The organism is Alteromonas sp. 76-1 (assembly GCF_900654235.1).
Lineage (GTDB): Bacteria > Pseudomonadota > Gammaproteobacteria > Enterobacterales > Alteromonadaceae > Alteromonas > Alteromonas naphthalenivorans.
Window position 1 is genome coordinate 4,664,535 of the sequence record NZ_LR136958.1, and the last position, 17,144, is coordinate 4,681,678.

The following is a 17,144-nucleotide window of genomic DNA, read 5'->3' on the forward strand; positions in this document are numbered from 1 at the left end:
TCTGGCTTTTTTAAGCGTACAGTGTGAAAAAAGGTTTATTCTGTTTTCAGATACTTATCTAAGAATGTATCCATTTCAGCAAAGAAGCGATGACGGTTACCCTGTATAGACAAGTAATGGTCGCCCGACTCTAGCTCGACATATTTAAATGTTTTATCTAAATCTTCTAGTTCGTCGGCCATGTAACGACTTTGCAATGGTCTAACGATGCGATCTTCTTCGCCATGTACCAATAAAATGGGCGTTTTTATCCCTTCTGCATTGTAATAAGGAGACCGCGATTCCAAGTCGTCAAAGTCATCACCAATTTGGTCTTTCACCAAGTCTGAATTTACAAAGCGTCTGGCGTGTATAACGATATGCTTTAACGAGCTCACACCGGCAAAGCTGACTGCGCATTGAAACAATTCAGGGGTTTTCACCGCTGCCATTAACGCAGCATAGCCACCATAGCTCGCGCCAACAATACACATATTGTCTTTAGTGGCATAGCCTTGCTCAACCATCCAGTTTGCTGCATCGGTAATGTCATCTTGCATCGACAAACCCCAGCTTTTCATCTGGCTTTGCGCAAAGTCGAAGCCGTAACCTTCCGACCCTCTAAAGTTAGGACGAAGCACGGCGTACCCTTTGTTTGTAAAATACGAGGTCCAGTAATCGAAACCACTAAAGTCTCGCGCACCGGGTCCACCGTGTGGATGAATGATCGTTGGAAATGGACCTTCTCCTTTCGGCAGAGTTAGGTAAGCTTCAATTTCCATATCGTCGCGGGCTGTGTAGGTCACCAAATTATGCTCGGTTAACATGCCCTCTTCTATTTGAGGGTACTGCTGAAACAAGAAATCTAGTGACCCTTTATCTCGATCACCTATGAAATAGGCGCCTGGCATAGTGTCTGACTCAGAATAAACAATGTATTTTTTTTCATCACGGCTAAAACTAACTAGCGTATTGGTATAGTCGACTAGCGCTTCGTCGAGGCCGTTTTGCAGGGCAACATAACGCTCATCCCAATAATGTCGGCCATCGTGACGAATACCAATAGCATCTTGTGTAGCGGGCGAATAAATTAAGCTACCATTAACGTCATAGCCTTCATCAGAGAAAATTTCTGTGTGTTCGTTGGTCTCTAGGTTTAGCGTAAACAAGGCTTTGTAGTCACCCTTGTAACCGCGATAGTAAAGAATGTTGGGATCAAGACCAAACCCGAGAGGCATTTCACCTTTTTCACTCATTGCATTGTAACTAAACAGGGTACGCCACGTATCATCTTCTTTAAGTAATACGTGGCGCTCACCGCTGTCATAATCTAGCGTGATGCCCACGCGAACATTATGCTGTCGATCAACTACCCAGTCTCTGATACTGCGCTTCCCACGCTCCAATCTTGTGGTGCTGCCAGTATAGACATTCACTTTAAATACAGAGGGAAGGGCGAAAACTTCTACATCGATGGCCATTAAGATGTGTTCAGGGTCATCAGGTAGCCAATCAATCACATTGTCTTGAAATTGGGGGACACGATTAGGGTCTGCCGCTCTTCGTTTCAGTCTTCGCCAATCTAAAAGGTGTTTAGGTTTTTCGCCTTGCGCATCGAAGTTCATAGCGAGTAGACGAGTATCATAAACCCGCGTGTTACCACGACGACTTTCATAACGAGCACTAATAACTATCCGCTCATCGTTAACCCACCGGTACCAATTGATCTTAACTTTTTCATTATCGGAATGAATAAGATAGTGAATTTTACCTGTAGTAAGGTCAAAAGTTGCTAACACCGATAGCTCGTCGGGTTCATTAACGTTTTTCACAAACGCAATTTTGTCGCCTTTAGGCGACAGCGCAGGAGTTCGGTAAGCGGGTAGGGCACTAAATACGGTGTAAGGAAGAGGCGGTGAAACAGTTTCTGCTGGCTCGGCGGTATTTTCGTCACTTAGTGCACAAGCGCTGACTAAGCTGAATAAAAATAAAACCACTAAAGAGGTAACTGAGTGAATAAACGAGAACAAACGACAGCGCATATATTTTCCTTTGCTTATTAATAAACCCTTATTGAACTATTCATCCTGTGATTAGCTCGAAGTTTCTACCACTATACAACATTTTATAATTTAAAAAGAAAGTTCAATTGTAATAATTGGTTACATTCAGACAAAACATTACACTACAAAGTGCTTAACATTAACCTGTACTTTAGTTGTGCTTTTTTACTAAATACACAGTATACAAAGGGGTATGGTATTATCAGCATCGTCGATGCTGTGTTGCTTATCTCGTATCATATTAGCGCCCCCTTTTTTCGTAAAGGCTGAAACCGCGCCGTCTCTTTTTTTGCTACAAGGAATCGCATTTCTCAATGCCACTGTGCTTTCTATCTTCTTTAAAAACGCCGCTAACGGGTATTAAACCCCGGCGCTACCAAGGGTACGCTCTTCGATTTTTATCGCTGTGCCTATTGGTGATTTTCATCGCCTCTGCTCATGCAGTTACCTATAAAATCAATGGGGTAAAGCAAGACAAGCTTAAAGATAATATTCGCCTGCACTTGAACAATTTAGACGTAGAAACTGAGCTACTGAATGACCCATTCTGGCAAGATGAAGTTATCGCTACAGTAGCCACCGCTGTGCAGCCCTTTGGCTATTACAATAGCAATGCAACGGTAGAAGTCACTAAGGACGATGAGGTCGTTGTAACCGTTTCACTTAGCGACCCTCTTCTTGTATCAAAGGTCACCCGGGAAATTATCGGTGTAGGCCGAGAAGATAGCGACTTTAGAAGCCGTTTTAATGCGTTTTCACTTAAAGAAGGAGATGTACTTAATCAGCCCGTTTACGAGTCATTTAAGTCATCGATGTTCAATTATGCCCTATCTCATGGTTACTTTGATTTCTATTGGCAGGCCACGCGGTTAGATTTAGTTAGAGAAGAAAAAGAAGCTAATATTCTGCTCATAGCCCAAAGTGGCTCTCGTTATAACTTTGGTAAATTGAAATTTATTGGGGAAGACAAAGCAAAAGCGATTATTAAACGACTAACTCCGTTTGAAGAAGGTGAGCCTTATTCTTCAGCAAAGTTGTCTGACTTCAACCGTTCGTTAAATCAATCAGGGTACTTCAACCGCGTTATTGCCCGGCCAGTAGTAAGTGACGCTGAAGGGCTGAATGTCCCGATTGAAATTTCGCTAGCACATCGCCCCCGAGATGCGTTTGATGTCTCTATTGGTGCTGCTACCGATACCGGCCCTCGAGTCACTTTAGGCTGGGAGCGCCCATGGGTAAATGATCGCGGTCATTCGATTTCCTCTGATATTTTTATCTCTCAACCTGAGCAATCGGTTACGGCAGATTATCGCATTCCGATGCAGAACATCACTAAAGATTACATTAGCTTTGAAGCGGGTTATCAATTTATTGAATACAGCAACACATCTATTGAAAGTGAAACCTTATCACTTGCGGCTCACCGTTATTTTCAAGAAGATCATTCGCCTTGGCAACACGATGGCTCTATTACCTATTTACGAGAAACCTACGATCAAGGTGAGACTGACAACACCACAACGTCACTGATACTGCCGGGCTACTCTATTACCTATATCACCAAAGATAACGACCTTAATATTAACAACGGCAATTATTTTCAGTTTTTGACCCAAGTAGGGCGAGATAATCTTGGCTCTGACATCAATATCGTAAAATCTGTAATGGAAGGCATGGTCATTCGTACCTTTTCCGACGTACATCGGTTTTCTATTCGAGGCGAACTTGGCGCAATTAAAACCAATGACTTTTCGCAAGTTCCGACATCACTGCGATTTTATGCTGGTGGTGATCAAAGCATTCGCGGCTTTGACTACCGAGAAATATCTCCCACAGAAGACGTTATCAACCCTGAAACGGGTGATACAGTAACCGATGCTGCCATTGGTGGAAAATACTTAGCCACTGCCAGTGTGGAATATGCTTATCGCATTGCACAAAATTGGCGTATTGCCGCCTTTACTGATGCGGGTACGGCAACCAATGATTTAGATACCACATTAACTTACAGTGTGGGTTCCGGCTTTCATTGGCTGTCTCCTATAGGCCCAGTGCGCGTGTACGTAGCTCGCGGATTTGCACCAGATGAAAAGACATGGCAGGTGCATCTGATGTTGGGGCCTGAGTTATGAAAAAGCGCACAGTTTCAACCATTCTATTAACGCCTGTGCTTATCGTGGTGTTTGTTTACGGTTTATTAATAAGCCCATTGGGTGGGCCAACCATTCGCCTTGTTGCCAATAACCTAGTGAGTGGGCTAAGTATTGAAAGCATTGAGGGCGGCCTGGCCGACAATCTCACTATTACAAAAGTTGAGTGGGAAAATGCGCAGTGGCGAGTAAAAACTGACTATGCGTACCTTGATGTCACGTGGCGCTGTATTTTTGAACCTAGAGTTTGCGTGAATGAAGTTAACGCCAACGATATTGTTGTTGAGCAGTTAAGCGCTACCCCAGAAACTGAATCAACCGAAGAAACGGGAAGTTTGACGCTGCCTTTACCTATAGAGGTCAACCAAGCCCAAGTTAAGCGCTTTACACTAAAAATGTCGGGGCAGACGGTTGAACTAGGGAAATTAAACTTAGATGACTTCTTCGGTAACGAGACGCTGGCGATTTCATCGCTATCGCTTGAAGATTTGGCCGTAACCCTCCATCAAACCGACACTTCCGCTCAAGCTACAGCCTCTTCGACTAACGCAAACAAGGATGATGCTGCTTCTGAAAGTAGTACTGACAATAGTGCCACGAAAAAATCACTGCCAAAGTCCTATTCGCTATCGTACACCGCCCCAGAACTGCCGACGATTTCATCGCCTATTCCAATAAGTATTGATGAGTTTTCATTGAAAAATGGCACATTGAATCAAGGCGATTCAGCCCAAACTTTATCGGTATTTGCCTTTGAGGATTTTGAATTTGCGAATGCCAGTGTGTCCTTGGCCAATTTAAATGTGGAACACCCTCAAGGAACACTCAATGGCGACATTGCCATCACCCTAGATGGTGCCTATCCGTTATCAGTTTCACTGAACGGTAGCGGTATGATGAGCGACAACCAGCAGCAAGTAGACTTTCAAGCATCAGGGTCGTTAGCAGCGCTTGAAGCTGACCTTAAAACTGAAGGGGCGATGAATGCAAAAGTGAATTTGTCAGCCGATGTACTTAGTGACAACCTACCCATTTCATTTAGCGCAACGTGGAAGGAACAACCCTTACCCACTATGGAGTCGGGCACCTTGCATGATGGTGCGCTAACGTTGAACGGCACCATGGGCGACTATATTCTAGATGGCGGCGCAGCCGCTACCTTACCGGATATCGGCAAGGTACCTGTAGCGCTAAATGTGGTGCTAAAAGAACACAATATCTACGTGAACGAAGCCAAAATTGAAGCATTGGAAGGCAGTATTAGTAATACCGGTACCTTGTATTTAGATGAGGCTATTTCTTGGGAAGGAAACACCACCTTTACCAATGTCTCAGGGGTTCAGTTTTCCAAGTACGCGCCAGAGCAATTAGAGGGCGGTTTTACCAGTGTGATGCAGTACACAGAAAAAGGCCCCCAAGTCAGTATTCGGGAATTAGATCTTAAAGGCATCTTGCAAAACAAACCCTTCTCGGTGGCAGGATCTTTTGTGTACTCAGGTCCAAGCGATTTATTGGTTGCCTCTTTGGCCGTTGAACAAGCCGAAAACAAAATTAATGTGGTAGGGCAACTACTTAATAAGCGTTACGTTAATGCTGATATCGGCCTTGATATAGCTGCCATTGCCGACCTTTACCCGGAAGTAGCTGGGGCGATATCTGGCAATATAAAAGCCACAGGCCCATGGACTAACCCCGTTGCCAAAGGCGCAATTAATTTTTCAAAAATTGCGGTGTCGCCTGCACTTTCAAATGCAGCAGCCCAACAAGGCGAAATCAACGGCAAGCTTGTCATTGACGGCTCATACACAAACCATAAGGCTGACCTCGATGTGACCTTACCGGAGCATAGTGTTGCCCTAAGCGTTGCAGGAAAATGGCAAGACAATACTTGGGCTGGAAAAATTGAGCAGAGCAAATTAAAACTCGCCAATATGCAGTGGGCGTTGTCATCTCCTTTCGCGTTAAACGTAGACACTGCTCCCTTTAGTGCTAACGTGGGCGAACACTGCTGGCATTCAAGAGAAGAAGGTGAGCTTTGCATCACCAGCTTGAACTACCAAGAAAACAAAGCGAAGTGGAATGTATGGGCCAAGGCATTGCCCGTTGGCTTGTGGGCGCACGAGCTTGCGCCAGATATGATAGCGGCAGCCGCACCGGCAACCTTGTCAGTGAAAACCCAAGGGCAATATTCTCAAGCCGATCCTATCGATGCCACTTTTACGGCCTCTTTATCGCCTGCCACATGGCAGTTAGGAAAAGAGCGCCCCCTAGCAATAACGATTAATTCTGTAGAAACAACCGGTACTTTTAAGCAAGGTGAACTTAAAGCTAAGTCGCTTATTGCCAGTGAAGACTTAGGCAATGCGACCCTAAATGTAAATACGTCTCCCTTTGAAACCCGCAAACCCATTAGTGGTAATCTTGAGGTTGTTAATATAGACGTAGCCCCGCTTAAACCACTGTCTCCTGCCATTCGCACACTTACGGGTGTTATGAATGGAAATATCACCTTGGCGGGGTTTGTAGATTCGCCCGAACTATCCGGAAAACTACAAATAGAAAACGGCGCCATTGATATTCAAGACACACCGGTATCATTAGAGAGCTGGACCCAATCAATTACGTTAAACGGCCAACAAGCCAACTTCGACGGCACGTTCTTGCTGGGCGGGGGTAAAGGGGCGCTAAACGGCGATCTCAATTGGTCTGATGTACCAAGCGCGAACATTAATTTGAAAGGTGACAAATTTGAGGTGCGCCAACCAAACATGCGTTTACGGGTATCGCCAGATTTAAAAGTAGCGGCTACTGCTGACAAGGTTGATGTAACAGGCAGTGTAAATATACCTTGGGCGCGTATTGAAGTTGAGTCACTGCCTGAAAGCGCGGTGTCACCGTCTAAAGACGTTCATCTTCGCGGCGAACCCCCAAAAGAGGAGCCCCTTGATATCGTACATGCGTCTGTGATGGTCAATATCGACAAGGCGAAAACCGGTGAAGTGCAGTTGGAAGCATTTGGTTTAACCGCGAGCTTACACGGTGGTGTAAAAGTGAATAACCAACCCGCCTTGGTGGGCTTTGGTGATTTGCAAATACTCAACGGCCGCTATAACGCTTATGGGCAGCAGCTTGTTATTCAAACGGGTGAAGTGCAGTTTAATGGGCCTATCGATCAACCAATGCTACTGATTGAAGCCATTCGCGACCCAGATAAAACTGACGATGATGTAATTGCCGGTATTAGGATAGACGGGGCAGCCGATTCTCCCAGCATTAATTTATTCTCTGAACCCGCCATGGATCAGCAAAACGTACTCTCGTACTTACTTACAGGGTCGGGGCCTGACGCTGAAAGCGAAGATCCTAACTACACTGCCTTATTGGTAGGTTTTGGGCTTTCAAATACCAAAACCTTAACAGGCCAAGTAGGCAATGCCTTGGGTATTGATGATTTCAGCTTAAGCACTAACGAGAACAAACTGTCAGTAACCGGCCAGATTAATGACCGATTAACGGCTGAATATAACGTGGATGTGGGGTTGAAGAACAATGACTCGAGCAGCACCGTTCGCCGTAGGCAAGATCCACCCGATTTAGCATTGCGATACCGCTTGTTGCCTCGTTTATTTTTAGAAGCGGTACAAACCACCATTGAAAATCAGCCTGAATTCGCCCTAGATTTATACTATGAATTCTTCTTAGGTGAAGAAAAAGATGATGATGAAGGTGATAGTGAAAATGAAGGGGACGGGAACGACGCAAACAATGCAAACAACGCAAGCAGCGATGCCATTAACGGCGAAGCTGCCACTCCAAAAGCCGCGAATAGCGATACATTAGATAACTAATATTGACGAGGGCGGCAGGCTCAGCCCAGTATTATTCATCAATAGAGTGCGCCACGCTTCAACTAAATAAGAAAATGGCTATCGTTATTGATGGCCTTTTTTGGTTGGCATCCATTCAATAAGCTTTCACGAAAGGCTAGTCACCATCACTCATATCATTTAATGCCGTTAATTTTTTTTCAAATTGTTTTTGTCTGCGATGGGCCCAAACATACCACACTGCCATTATGCCAGCGGTGACTGCCGTTACCAACAGCACTACCCCATACTCCCTTTCTTCAGCCGCCTTAGCCAAGGTGAATATGGTATTAAACGCAATAACAATCAGTACGGCTAACCATGCAGAGTGTTTGTTGATAAATGCAATTCGCGCATTGTTTTTAAACTGCTTTTTCAGTTGTTGTAGATGATTGTTAGTTTGCGCATTACTACCAAACGCAGCTACTCTTCTAAGCCAAAGCTGATAGCCTAGCAACGGTAAAATGAAAACAATAAGACCAACATTGAGTATGCGTACCAGTGGAGGAAATTCACTCCAGTAATATATAAACATCCATGCCATCGGGATAAGTGAGAGACAATCTACCATTATGTAAAGTCGCTGCTTTCTTGTTTGGCTTTTAAAGGTTTTTTTCACCTCATCCACATCTACATTCGAGACGGGTTGGGCTTGCCATAGCGCGCTGAGGTCTTTGTCACTGCTATTATCAGCGCTTTTGTTGTTATCATTCATCAGAGTTTCCTTCCAATACACTTGCTTTAGCACGCTTTAAAATAACCCCTACATGCGATTTAGTGAGGCCGCATATATCCGCAATCTCATCGTAAGATAAGCCTTCTAAAGAAAGGGTAAGTACTTGGCGTGGCTGTACCGCGAGAGCGCGTACTTTAACGAGTAATCGCGATAGCGATTGTTGCTGGCTGGTGGCGGTTTCAGGGGAAATTTGCGACGCTTGCTCAATAACAACGTCATCATTGTACTCGTCGGTGTCGATGCGCTTCACCTGATTGGCCACATGAGTAACGGCGCGGTTATGGGCTATTTTTAGAATATAGGTTTTTACACTGCTATCGCCTTTGAAACGAGTAAGCCCCTGCCACACAGCTATGGCTATTTCTTGTAGCAACTCTTGCTGTAGCGCATGGTTAGCCTCGTAACTGTTTGCGACACGGCTTAATAGACTGCCGTACTGCGCAAACACATCTTCAAACCCTTGCCCCAATCTCTCGTCCTCAGTATTTCTTATTATTAACTGCGCTGCATTGCCAACTATGACGGTAAAAGCCACTCATTTACTTTTCTTACATGCATGTGATGACAGAAATCATTCGTGCTTATTTTGTGTAGTCTAGGGTTAGCGAAAAAAATTACATCTATCTGTAATTTTTTTCGAAAGCCAAAGACTAGTAATAATGAAGAGGGTGATGAAAACACCTTCATCGGTTACAACACCTTTACCTTGGAGCACACTATGTCTACGCTAAGCATTTTTTTACTTATTGGTTTTATTGCCACTATCGCCCTTGGCGCAAATTACTTAGATGCCAAGTTTCAATGGCGCCTCAACGACTGGATGAACGGCACCTGTAGCAATCCTTTCATTGCTAGCAAAGCGACCCAGCAACAACAGCTTATTGAGAAAAAAGATAAGCAAATTGAGGCCTTGATTGGACGGGTAGAAACACTCGAAGCTATAGTGACCGAGCCCGCTTACGAGCTTAATCAAAAAATTAATGCGCTAAAGTAAACGCTAGCTAGTTCATACTTAGCTACTTAGGGGTGGTCGACGCATAAACATGGGTACTTTACCCATAGCTATGGCGTTGCCCACCAGCACCACTGCTACGCCAAGTACAGACAGCCAACTCCACGTATAACCTTCAAAAAAAGTAGAGATAACAAGCGCCACAATGGGGTAAACCAGTACTACATAAGCCGCTTTGTCTGCGCCTATTTGCTTTAGCAGCTTCATGTAAGAGCCAAACGCCAACACCGAACCGAAAATAGCCAAATAAAGCAGTGAGAGGTAAAACTCAGGCGCGGTAGGGATGACCAAGGTGTCGTTTGTGAACCACGCGGTAACATAGAGCATCACCATGGCATAGCTCATGGCGTAAAAATTCATTTGAATAACCGGTGTGCCCGAGGTGAGGATCCGCTCTGATATCACGTTACCAATTGATGCACTAAAAAAAGAAACAAATGCAATAGAAAGGCCCGCCGCTAACGCAGCGTCCATCGATACTTTTGAAAACTCGGGCACAAACAAGCAAATAATACCCGCAAGCCCAAACGTAGCGCCCACCACCACTTCTAAACGAATAGGCTGCTTTAACCACCACCGTCGAAGTACCACATTAAAGTAAATAATGCTGGAACTCATAAGGGCGAGTAACGCGCTGATAATATGCGCCTGCGCCATATATAGCAGGGTATAGTTGAGGCAATATAGGAAGAAGCCTACTCCGGCCATTTTAATGTGAATGTGTAACGGTAACTTAAACGGCAAGCCGCGCACCATACAAAATAGCCCTAAACACAGTGCAGCTAACGTATAGCGCCATGCAACGGCTAAAGTCTCAGCGGTATGCCCTATTTGATACGTGATGGCAATCCAAGTTGAACCCCAGATGAGTGTACAAATGGCAAACAGCACACCATTGCTCATGGTTGAGCATCTATAAACTGAATTAAATGGTTTATAGCCATATTAAACAACCGCTGACGGGACTCATTCGCCATCCATGCCGTATGGGGAGTAACAATAAGGTTAGGGATAGTACCGGTTAGCAATGGATGATCTGCTGGGGGAGGCTCTTGAGATATAACATCAACCGCCGCGCCGCCTATTTTCCCGCTTTTAAGCGCAGAAACCAGTGCGTCTTCATCAATTAGCCCACCTCTGGCGGTATTAATAAGAAAACTGGTGGGTTTCATCAACGACAACCGAGTTTTGTTGAAAAGATGATAATTATCATCTGTTAGTGGGCAATGCAGGCTAACCACATCGGCGCTAGGTAATAATGATTCTAATGAAGGTCGAGTGTCTCGCTTATTATCATAAAGCTCTTCTGTAGAAAGCCCCCCTGGCCGCGCTGCAATACTCACCTTCATACCCATTGCGATAAATAGCGCCTCAACTCGCTTTCCCAACTCTCCATGACCTACTATGACAGCATGCTTTCCAGCAAGCTCCACAATGGGGTGCTCGGTTAAGCAAAAGTGCGGCGATGTTGCCCATTTACCTTGGTTTACATCGTTATGATACTGAACAAACGCAGTGGCCAAATTAAGCAGCAACATTAAAGTATGCTGGGCCACACTGTCGGTGCCATAACCTTCCACATTCTGCACGGTAATATTGTGCGTTTGGCAGTAATTAGTATCTACATTGTTAGTACCTGTGGCCATTACACCCACATACTTTAGCGACTTGGCGTGTTGTAACGCCTCGCTATCTAATACTACCTTGTTGGTAAGTACGATATCGGCATTCGCTATTCTGGCAACGACCTCTTCTGGAAGTGTGTTGTCATAGCAAGTTAGCTCAACATTTACGTTATTAAGCAATGACGTATCTATTGAGTCAGAGTTCAGTAAATCTGCACTAAACGTTTCAGCATCAAGAAAAACCCCTGTTAGCTTTTTCTGAGCAAGGTTTTTCGTGCTTTTAATACCTGCTTGGGCCGCATGGCTATTGGTCACCGGCATTTCCTTGATTCTCTGCCTCACCGATAGACTCGCAAATAGACTCAAGGGCAGTTTTTATATTAACGGGTATAGGCACTGCTTTGTCAGAGAGTCGGTCGACAAATACATGTACAAACTGACCGTGCGCCACGCGGCGTTTAGCCTCACCAGCATAAACCGACAAACCGTAAGTCACTGAACTTCGACCTAACTTTATCACCCTTAACCCAACGTAAATCGTTTCTGGATAAGCGGCTGGCGTAATATATTGGCACTGGCTACTGACTACATAAGCCACCGCGCTGCTTTCTTGAATATTAAGGCCGCCCTCGTCAATTAAAAAGCGATTTACGGCGGTATCAAAAAAGCTGTAATACATCACATTGTTAATGTGACCATAAGCGTCGTTGTCTTGCCAGCGAGTGGCGATTTCAAGGTGATAAGGGTAATCGTTAAGCGATGGTGTAATGTCTGTCATGCGTGGCGTTATCCCAAAAGTTAAAAATGTGGAAACTAAAGCAATACCAAGTCGTCGCGATGTACAACCACGTCGGTCGTTTCATAACCTAACACATCCGCAATATGCTGCGACTTTTTCCCTTTTATAAGCATTAAGTCTCGGGCGTTATAAAGGGCTAAGCCCTTTGCAATAACCTGGTTTTCAAAGCAAATCTCTACCGCTTCCCCTTGGTTAAAATTACCTTCTATGCTCGTCATACCTGAAGGCAATAATGACGCACCGCGGTCAACTAGGGCGGCTTTTGCGCCTTCATCGACATGAATACGGCCACACGTTTTAAGCGTATGCGTTAACCACAGACGTCGTGCTTTTTTAGGGGAATTACTGGCGTGAAATAAGGTACCAGGAATAGAACCGTTTAGCATGGCATCGAAAGACGCCCCTTTTCTTCCGTTCACAATAATGGTTTGAATGCCGCTACTGGTGCACTTATCCGCCGCTTCAATTTTCGTTCGCATACCGCCAGTACCTACTGAGGTGCCAGCACCGCCCGCCAATTTATAAATCGACTCGTCGATATTATGCACTTCACTGATTAACGTGGCGTCTGGATCTTTACGAGGGTCGGCCGTGTACAAGCCGTCAATGTCGGAGCAAATAATCAGCGTATCAGCTTGAGCGACTAGCGCGGTATAGGCACCAAGGTTATCGTTATCACCTACTTTTAGCTCGTTTACAGCGACGGTATCGTTCTCATTAACAATGGGAAGCGCATTATGGTTTAGCAGTTCTCTCAGGGTGTTTTTGATATTTACATAGCGAGTGCGGTCGCGAAGATCGTCGGCTGTAAGTAAAACCTGCGCACAAGGAAAATCGAAAAAGCGTTGCCAATTTGCCATCATTTGGGTTTGACCAATGGCAGCCATGGCTTGCTTTTCAGCAATAGACGCATTGTGACGAATCTTCACTTTGCTTCGCCCTGCTGCCACGCTGCCCGAGGAAACCAAAATAATTTCTTTGCCAGATTCACGACTTATCGTGATAAAGCGCGCCAGTGCTAACAAAAATCGGGCGCTACACTCATCGCCATTTGGCGCAATAAGGGCGCTACCTACTTTAATTACGGCACGCTGCCAATTGAGACGGTTCATAAGAAGATGATACAAGAAAACAAGAGTTTAAGAATACGACACTTCGCTTTTTAAACAAACGTTATGTTACAGTTTTTTGCGTTAAAATAGGGTGAGTTTACGGCCAAAAACTGGGATAAAAGCAAAAGGGCTTATATACTAGTGTGCTTATTTTATTATAAAAATAACCGGGAAACTCCATGAATAAGCACCAACGACATCTATTCTGGCTTGCGCCAGTGTTGTCTATGCTGATTTATCTTCCATTCGCCAACGCAGCAACAAATCAAACTAAAGGCGATTTTGAAGATAAGTTCCGTCAGCTAGACGAATCTCTTCCTACCCCCAATGTATATCGAAATGCAGCGGGTGAGCCAGGTCATCAATACTGGCAACAACAAGTAGACTACAAAATTGACGTTAAGCTGATTGAAGATACGCGCCGTATTGAAGCCAGTGAAACCATTACCTATCACAACAATGCACCTGATACGTTGAAGTATTTATGGATCCAATTGGATCAGAATAAATTCCGCGACGATTCAATGTCTGCCCTTACTACCACTTTTGGTGGCATAGGTAATCGTGGGCCTGCTACGAAAACAGCCAGTGGCAGTAAACCTGCACAACTGAGCATGGCAGCACTTCGCCGCCAACAGTTTGTTGACGATAACGAATTGGGTTACACCATTTCACGGGTGCAAGACAGCGCAGGTAACGATTTACACCACGTTATCGTTGGTACGCTAATGCGTGTAGATTTAGCGCAACCTCTTCAACCTAAAAACAACGTCACTTTCGATATCGATTTTGCGTTTAACATTGTTGAAGAAGATGCCGTTTCTGCTCGTGCGGGTTACGAACACTTCCCAGATGACGAACGTGAAGGCGGTAACGATATTTTCTTACTTGCCCAATGGTTTCCTCGCCTAGCGGCTTACACCGATTACGAAGCATGGACAAATAAAGAGTTTATTGGCCGTGGTGAGTTCACGTTAGAATTCGGTAACTACGAAGTTGATATTACCGTTCCGGCCGATCATATCGTTTCCTCTACAGGTGAATTACAAAACGCAGACGACGTGCTAACTAGCACGCAGCGTAAGCGTTTGAAAGAAGCGGAAGATGCTGATCGTATTGTATTCGTGGTTACTGCTGAAGAAGCGCTAGAGAACGAAAAAGCTGGCACTAATAAGCAAAAAACATGGCGTTTTAAAGCTGACAACGTGCGTGATTTCGCATGGGCTTCTTCACGTAAGTTTATGTGGGATGCGCGTGGCTACCACCAAGGTGGCGAGACTCAGCCATTAGTGATGGCGATGTCTTTCTACCCGAAAGAAGGTGGCGAGCTTTGGGAGAAGTACTCTACTGAATCTATTATCCACACTATGGATGTATACAGCCGCTTTAGCTTCGACTATCCGTATCCTGTAGCCCAGTCTGTAAATGGCCCTGTTGGCGGCATGGAATACCCAATGATTACCTTCAATGGGCCACGTACCGAGCTTCGCGATGATGGCTCTCGTACTTATTCACTATCAGAAAAGCGTTTCTTAATTGGCGTGGTTATCCATGAAGTGGGTCATATCTACTTCCCAATGACGGTTAACTCTGATGAGCGTCAGTGGACATGGATGGATGAAGGCTTGAACAGCTTTCTAGACGGTGTTGCAGGACGCGAATGGGATCCAACTATTCCATGGGGCGTTGAGCCGCGTGACATTGTTAGCTACATGAAGTCTGAAACACAAGTGCCAATTATGACCCAGTCTGATTCAGTACTTAAATTAGGCCCTAACGCTTACACCAAGCCAGCCGTCGCCCTAAACATTCTACGTGAAACTATTCTTGGCCGCGATTTGTTCGACTTCGCCTTCAAAGAATACGCACAGCGCTGGATGTTTAAACGCCCGACACCTTCTGATTTTTTCCGCACTATGGAAGAAGCTTCAGGTGTTGATTTAGATTGGTTCTGGCGCGGTTGGTTTTACACTACCGATCACGTTGATATTAGCCTAGACAGCGTTTACAAGCTTCGTTTGAACACTGAAGATCCTGATATTGATTTCGCCCGTGAGCGTGAAGCCGAACTTGATAAACCTAAGTCACTTACCGATATTCGCAATAAAGAAGAAGGGAAAGAGCTTTGGGTAGACCGCTTCGATGACATCAAAGATTTCTATGACGAAAACGATCGTTACACCGTAACTAACAAAGAGCGCAACAAGTACCGTAGTTTCCTGAAGAAACTTGAACCTTGGGAACGTAAAGCGTTTGAACGTGCGGTACGTGAAGATAAAAACTACTACGTGCTTGATTTTAGCAACAAGGGCGGCTTGGTTATGCCGATTATTCTTGAGCTAGCATTCGAAGACGGCACTACAGAAGAGATGCGTATTCCTGCTGAAATTTGGCGTCGTACACCGAAAGCGGTAAGCAAGCTGATTGTCACTGAAAAAGGCAAAGAGCTAGTAAGCGTAACGGTTGACCCACATTGGGAAACCGCAGACGTAGATGTTGAAAACAACCACTATCCGCGTCAAATCATTCCATCACGTATTGAAGCGTACAAGTCTAAGCCTCGTAACACTTACGAGTATCGCGATCTTATGAACGATGTAAAAACCGAGCTAAAGACCGACGATGACGAAGACGAAGATGACAACTAAGGTTATGCCTTTTAAGTTATCTGCTAAAAACCACAAGCAGAGCCTAACGGCGCTGCTTGTGGCTGTTTTTTTATGTACCGGTTTATTCAGTACTTGGGCTAACGCGCACCAAGTTAAAGCCGCTATCACAACAGTGTTGTTCAACCCTAGAACGCAAAACATTGAAGTAATGCACCGCTTTAACCTGCACGATGCCGAGCATGCTGTAAAAGTGCTGTTTGATAAGCACGCCGATATTATGGAAGAAGAGAAAACCCAACAAGCCTTCGCTGATTACGTGAGCAACCATTTTGCGTTGTTAAACGGTGAGGAAAAGTCATTAGATTTAGGTTTGGTCGGTTTTGAGTTGGATGGTAATCACTTTTGGGTGTACCAAGAAACCGCTCAACCGCCAGAATTAGATGGTTTGATGATTCGTCACGATGCCTTACGTGATTTGTGGCCAACACAAGTGAATACGTTAAACGTAGAAGGTAATGGGCCTTTAAAAACCCTGACCTTCACCGACAACGTTACCTTGCTTGAAGTGGAATTTGCTAGCGACCATCATTAAGCCGCTTGTGATATTACACATATCTATTCGCTTCAAAAGCCTCATTGAAAAGCACTGCCACTTCGCAGTGCTTTTTTATATCCCCCTGAAGTCTTATTCCCATTTGCGTTAATCTCGCCTAAGTTAACCTAATACCCTGTTTTTAGAACAATCGGTTTATATTAATAAATGAATGTCGATTTTTATAAAAAAGGGGCAAGTAAGGGCATGCTTTTAACTCACACCATGGGGACTTTCCATGAGCGATAATACAACCACCAATGCGTTTTCCAATAACAAGAATATTATGTGGGTGCTACTTAGCGGCGCCATGGCACTTACCTTCATTGTGATGATGTTTTTACCTAACAGCGGCACGGGTGAGGGCATGATAGCGGTTTACTCTGCCATGCTATGGTGTGGCATATTTGGCGCGGCATTATTTCGCTATATGACAAAAAATGGCTGGGTAGGGTTCGCAATAGGCAGCGTAGTTGGCCTTATACTACAAATGGTAGCTCAGATAGTCTAAACACTGATAGTGCGAGCACCGACAATACGACAAATAGTTTCGAACACCTTAATGCAGCACCATTTAGCTAAGCAATATACGAAAAATTAA

13 protein-coding genes are annotated in these 17,144 nt (G+C 44.7%); 6 read left to right on the top strand and 7 right to left on the bottom strand.

Annotated features, from left to right (window positions below; translation table 11 throughout):
• Nucleotides 1-35: 35 nt before the first annotated feature.
• A complete protein-coding gene (locus tag ALT761_RS19830) occupies nucleotides 36-2,021 on the bottom strand; it encodes an alpha/beta hydrolase family protein (protein ID WP_129740481.1) in 1,986 nt (661 codons plus the stop codon).
• A 335-nt stretch (nucleotides 2,022-2,356) separates the two neighbouring features.
• Between ALT761_RS19830 and ALT761_RS19835 the strand changes: the two genes are divergently transcribed.
• Together ALT761_RS19835 and ALT761_RS19840 are read left to right on the top strand one after the other, a co-directional pair.
• Complete coding sequence (locus tag ALT761_RS19835; protein WP_129740482.1) at nucleotides 2,357-4,174, top strand: autotransporter assembly complex protein TamA; 1,818 nt, start codon at nucleotides 2,357-2,359, stop codon at nucleotides 4,172-4,174.
• A complete protein-coding gene (locus tag ALT761_RS19840; protein WP_129740483.1) occupies nucleotides 4,171-8,040 on the top strand; it encodes a translocation/assembly module TamB domain-containing protein in 3,870 nt (1,289 codons plus the stop codon). The genes ALT761_RS19835 and ALT761_RS19840 overlap by 4 nt, the downstream gene beginning before the upstream one ends.
• A 136-nt stretch (nucleotides 8,041-8,176) precedes the next feature.
• On the opposite strand, the gene ALT761_RS19845 is transcribed toward ALT761_RS19840, so the two are convergent.
• Nucleotides 8,177-8,773: a hypothetical protein gene (locus ALT761_RS19845; RefSeq protein ID WP_129740484.1), complete on the bottom strand. Its 597-nt coding sequence runs from the start codon at nucleotides 8,771-8,773 to the stop codon at nucleotides 8,177-8,179.
• A complete protein-coding gene (locus ALT761_RS19850) occupies nucleotides 8,766-9,263 on the bottom strand; it encodes an RNA polymerase sigma factor (protein WP_129740708.1) in 498 nt (165 codons plus the stop codon). Before ALT761_RS19850 ends, ALT761_RS19845 begins: the two co-directional genes overlap by 8 nt.
• 249 nt (nucleotides 9,264-9,512) lie before the next feature.
• On the opposite strand from ALT761_RS19850, the gene ALT761_RS19855 reads away from it, so the two are divergent.
• Nucleotides 9,513-9,788, top strand: a complete 276-nt coding sequence (locus ALT761_RS19855) for a hypothetical protein (protein WP_129740485.1) — start codon at nucleotides 9,513-9,515, stop codon at nucleotides 9,786-9,788.
• Nucleotides 9,789-9,806: 18 nt separating this feature from the next.
• Here the strand turns inward: ALT761_RS19855 and ALT761_RS19860 are convergent, their stop codons facing one another.
• From ALT761_RS19860 to proB, 4 genes are read right to left on the bottom strand one after another with little or no spacing between them, the layout of a single operon-like run.
• Nucleotides 9,807-10,709: a DMT family transporter gene (locus tag ALT761_RS19860; protein ID WP_129740486.1), complete on the bottom strand. Its 903-nt coding sequence runs from the start codon at nucleotides 10,707-10,709 to the stop codon at nucleotides 9,807-9,809.
• Nucleotides 10,706-11,746: a D-2-hydroxyacid dehydrogenase gene (locus tag ALT761_RS19865; RefSeq protein WP_129740487.1), complete on the bottom strand. Its 1,041-nt coding sequence runs from the start codon at nucleotides 11,744-11,746 to the stop codon at nucleotides 10,706-10,708. Before ALT761_RS19865 ends, ALT761_RS19860 begins: the two co-directional genes overlap by 4 nt.
• Complete coding sequence (locus tag ALT761_RS19870; RefSeq protein ID WP_129740488.1) at nucleotides 11,736-12,209, bottom strand: acyl-CoA thioesterase; 474 nt, start codon at nucleotides 12,207-12,209, stop codon at nucleotides 11,736-11,738. The genes ALT761_RS19865 and ALT761_RS19870 overlap by 11 nt, the downstream gene beginning before the upstream one ends.
• A gap of 35 nt (nucleotides 12,210-12,244) precedes the next feature.
• Nucleotides 12,245-13,342 carry a glutamate 5-kinase gene (gene proB / locus ALT761_RS19875; RefSeq protein ID WP_129740489.1) on the bottom strand — a complete coding sequence of 366 codons (1,098 nt, stop codon included), beginning with the start codon at nucleotides 13,340-13,342 and terminating at the stop codon, nucleotides 12,245-12,247.
• Between the two features lie 227 nt (nucleotides 13,343-13,569).
• Between proB and ALT761_RS19880 the strand changes: the two genes are divergently transcribed.
• The 3 genes from ALT761_RS19880 to ALT761_RS19890 all read left to right on the top strand — a co-directional run bounded on the left by ALT761_RS19880 (nucleotide 13,570) and on the right by ALT761_RS19890 (nucleotide 17,054).
• Nucleotides 13,570-15,990 carry a M1 family metallopeptidase gene (locus ALT761_RS19880; RefSeq protein WP_129740709.1) on the top strand — a complete coding sequence of 807 codons (2,421 nt, stop codon included), beginning with the start codon at nucleotides 13,570-13,572 and terminating at the stop codon, nucleotides 15,988-15,990.
• A 4-nt stretch (nucleotides 15,991-15,994) separates the two neighbouring features.
• Nucleotides 15,995-16,543, top strand: coding sequence for a DUF6702 family protein (locus ALT761_RS19885; RefSeq protein ID WP_041453219.1), 549 nt, complete (start codon nucleotides 15,995-15,997; stop codon nucleotides 16,541-16,543).
• Between the two features lie 238 nt (nucleotides 16,544-16,781).
• Nucleotides 16,782-17,054: a hypothetical protein gene (locus ALT761_RS19890; RefSeq protein ID WP_057795120.1), complete on the top strand. Its 273-nt coding sequence runs from the start codon at nucleotides 16,782-16,784 to the stop codon at nucleotides 17,052-17,054.
• The last annotated feature ends 90 nt before the right edge of the window (nucleotides 17,055-17,144 follow it).

Excerpts from the sequence above, each read along its gene's own strand:
- ALT761_RS19855 (WP_129740485.1), top strand. The coding sequence starts at position 9,513 with ATGTCTACGCTAAGCATTTTTTTACTTATTGGTTTTATTGCCACTATC.
- proB (WP_129740489.1), bottom strand. The coding sequence starts at position 13,342 with ATGAACCGTCTCAATTGGCAGCGTGCCGTAATTAAAGTAGGTAGCGCC.
- ALT761_RS19840 (WP_129740483.1), top strand. The coding sequence starts at position 4,171 with ATGAAAAAGCGCACAGTTTCAACCATTCTATTAACGCCTGTGCTTATC.
- ALT761_RS19870 (WP_129740488.1), bottom strand. The coding sequence starts at position 12,209 with ATGACAGACATTACACCATCGCTTAACGATTACCCTTATCACCTTGAA.
- ALT761_RS19860 (WP_129740486.1), bottom strand. The coding sequence starts at position 10,709 with ATGAGCAATGGTGTGCTGTTTGCCATTTGTACACTCATCTGGGGTTCA.
- ALT761_RS19830 (WP_129740481.1), bottom strand. The coding sequence starts at position 2,021 with ATGCGCTGTCGTTTGTTCTCGTTTATTCACTCAGTTACCTCTTTAGTG.
- ALT761_RS19890 (WP_057795120.1), top strand. The coding sequence starts at position 16,782 with ATGAGCGATAATACAACCACCAATGCGTTTTCCAATAACAAGAATATT.
- ALT761_RS19845 (WP_129740484.1), bottom strand. The coding sequence starts at position 8,773 with ATGAATGATAACAACAAAAGCGCTGATAATAGCAGTGACAAAGACCTC.
- ALT761_RS19885 (WP_041453219.1), top strand. The coding sequence starts at position 15,995 with ATGCCTTTTAAGTTATCTGCTAAAAACCACAAGCAGAGCCTAACGGCG.
- ALT761_RS19880 (WP_129740709.1), top strand. The coding sequence starts at position 13,570 with ATGCTGATTTATCTTCCATTCGCCAACGCAGCAACAAATCAAACTAAA.
- ALT761_RS19835 (WP_129740482.1), top strand. The coding sequence starts at position 2,357 with ATGCCACTGTGCTTTCTATCTTCTTTAAAAACGCCGCTAACGGGTATT.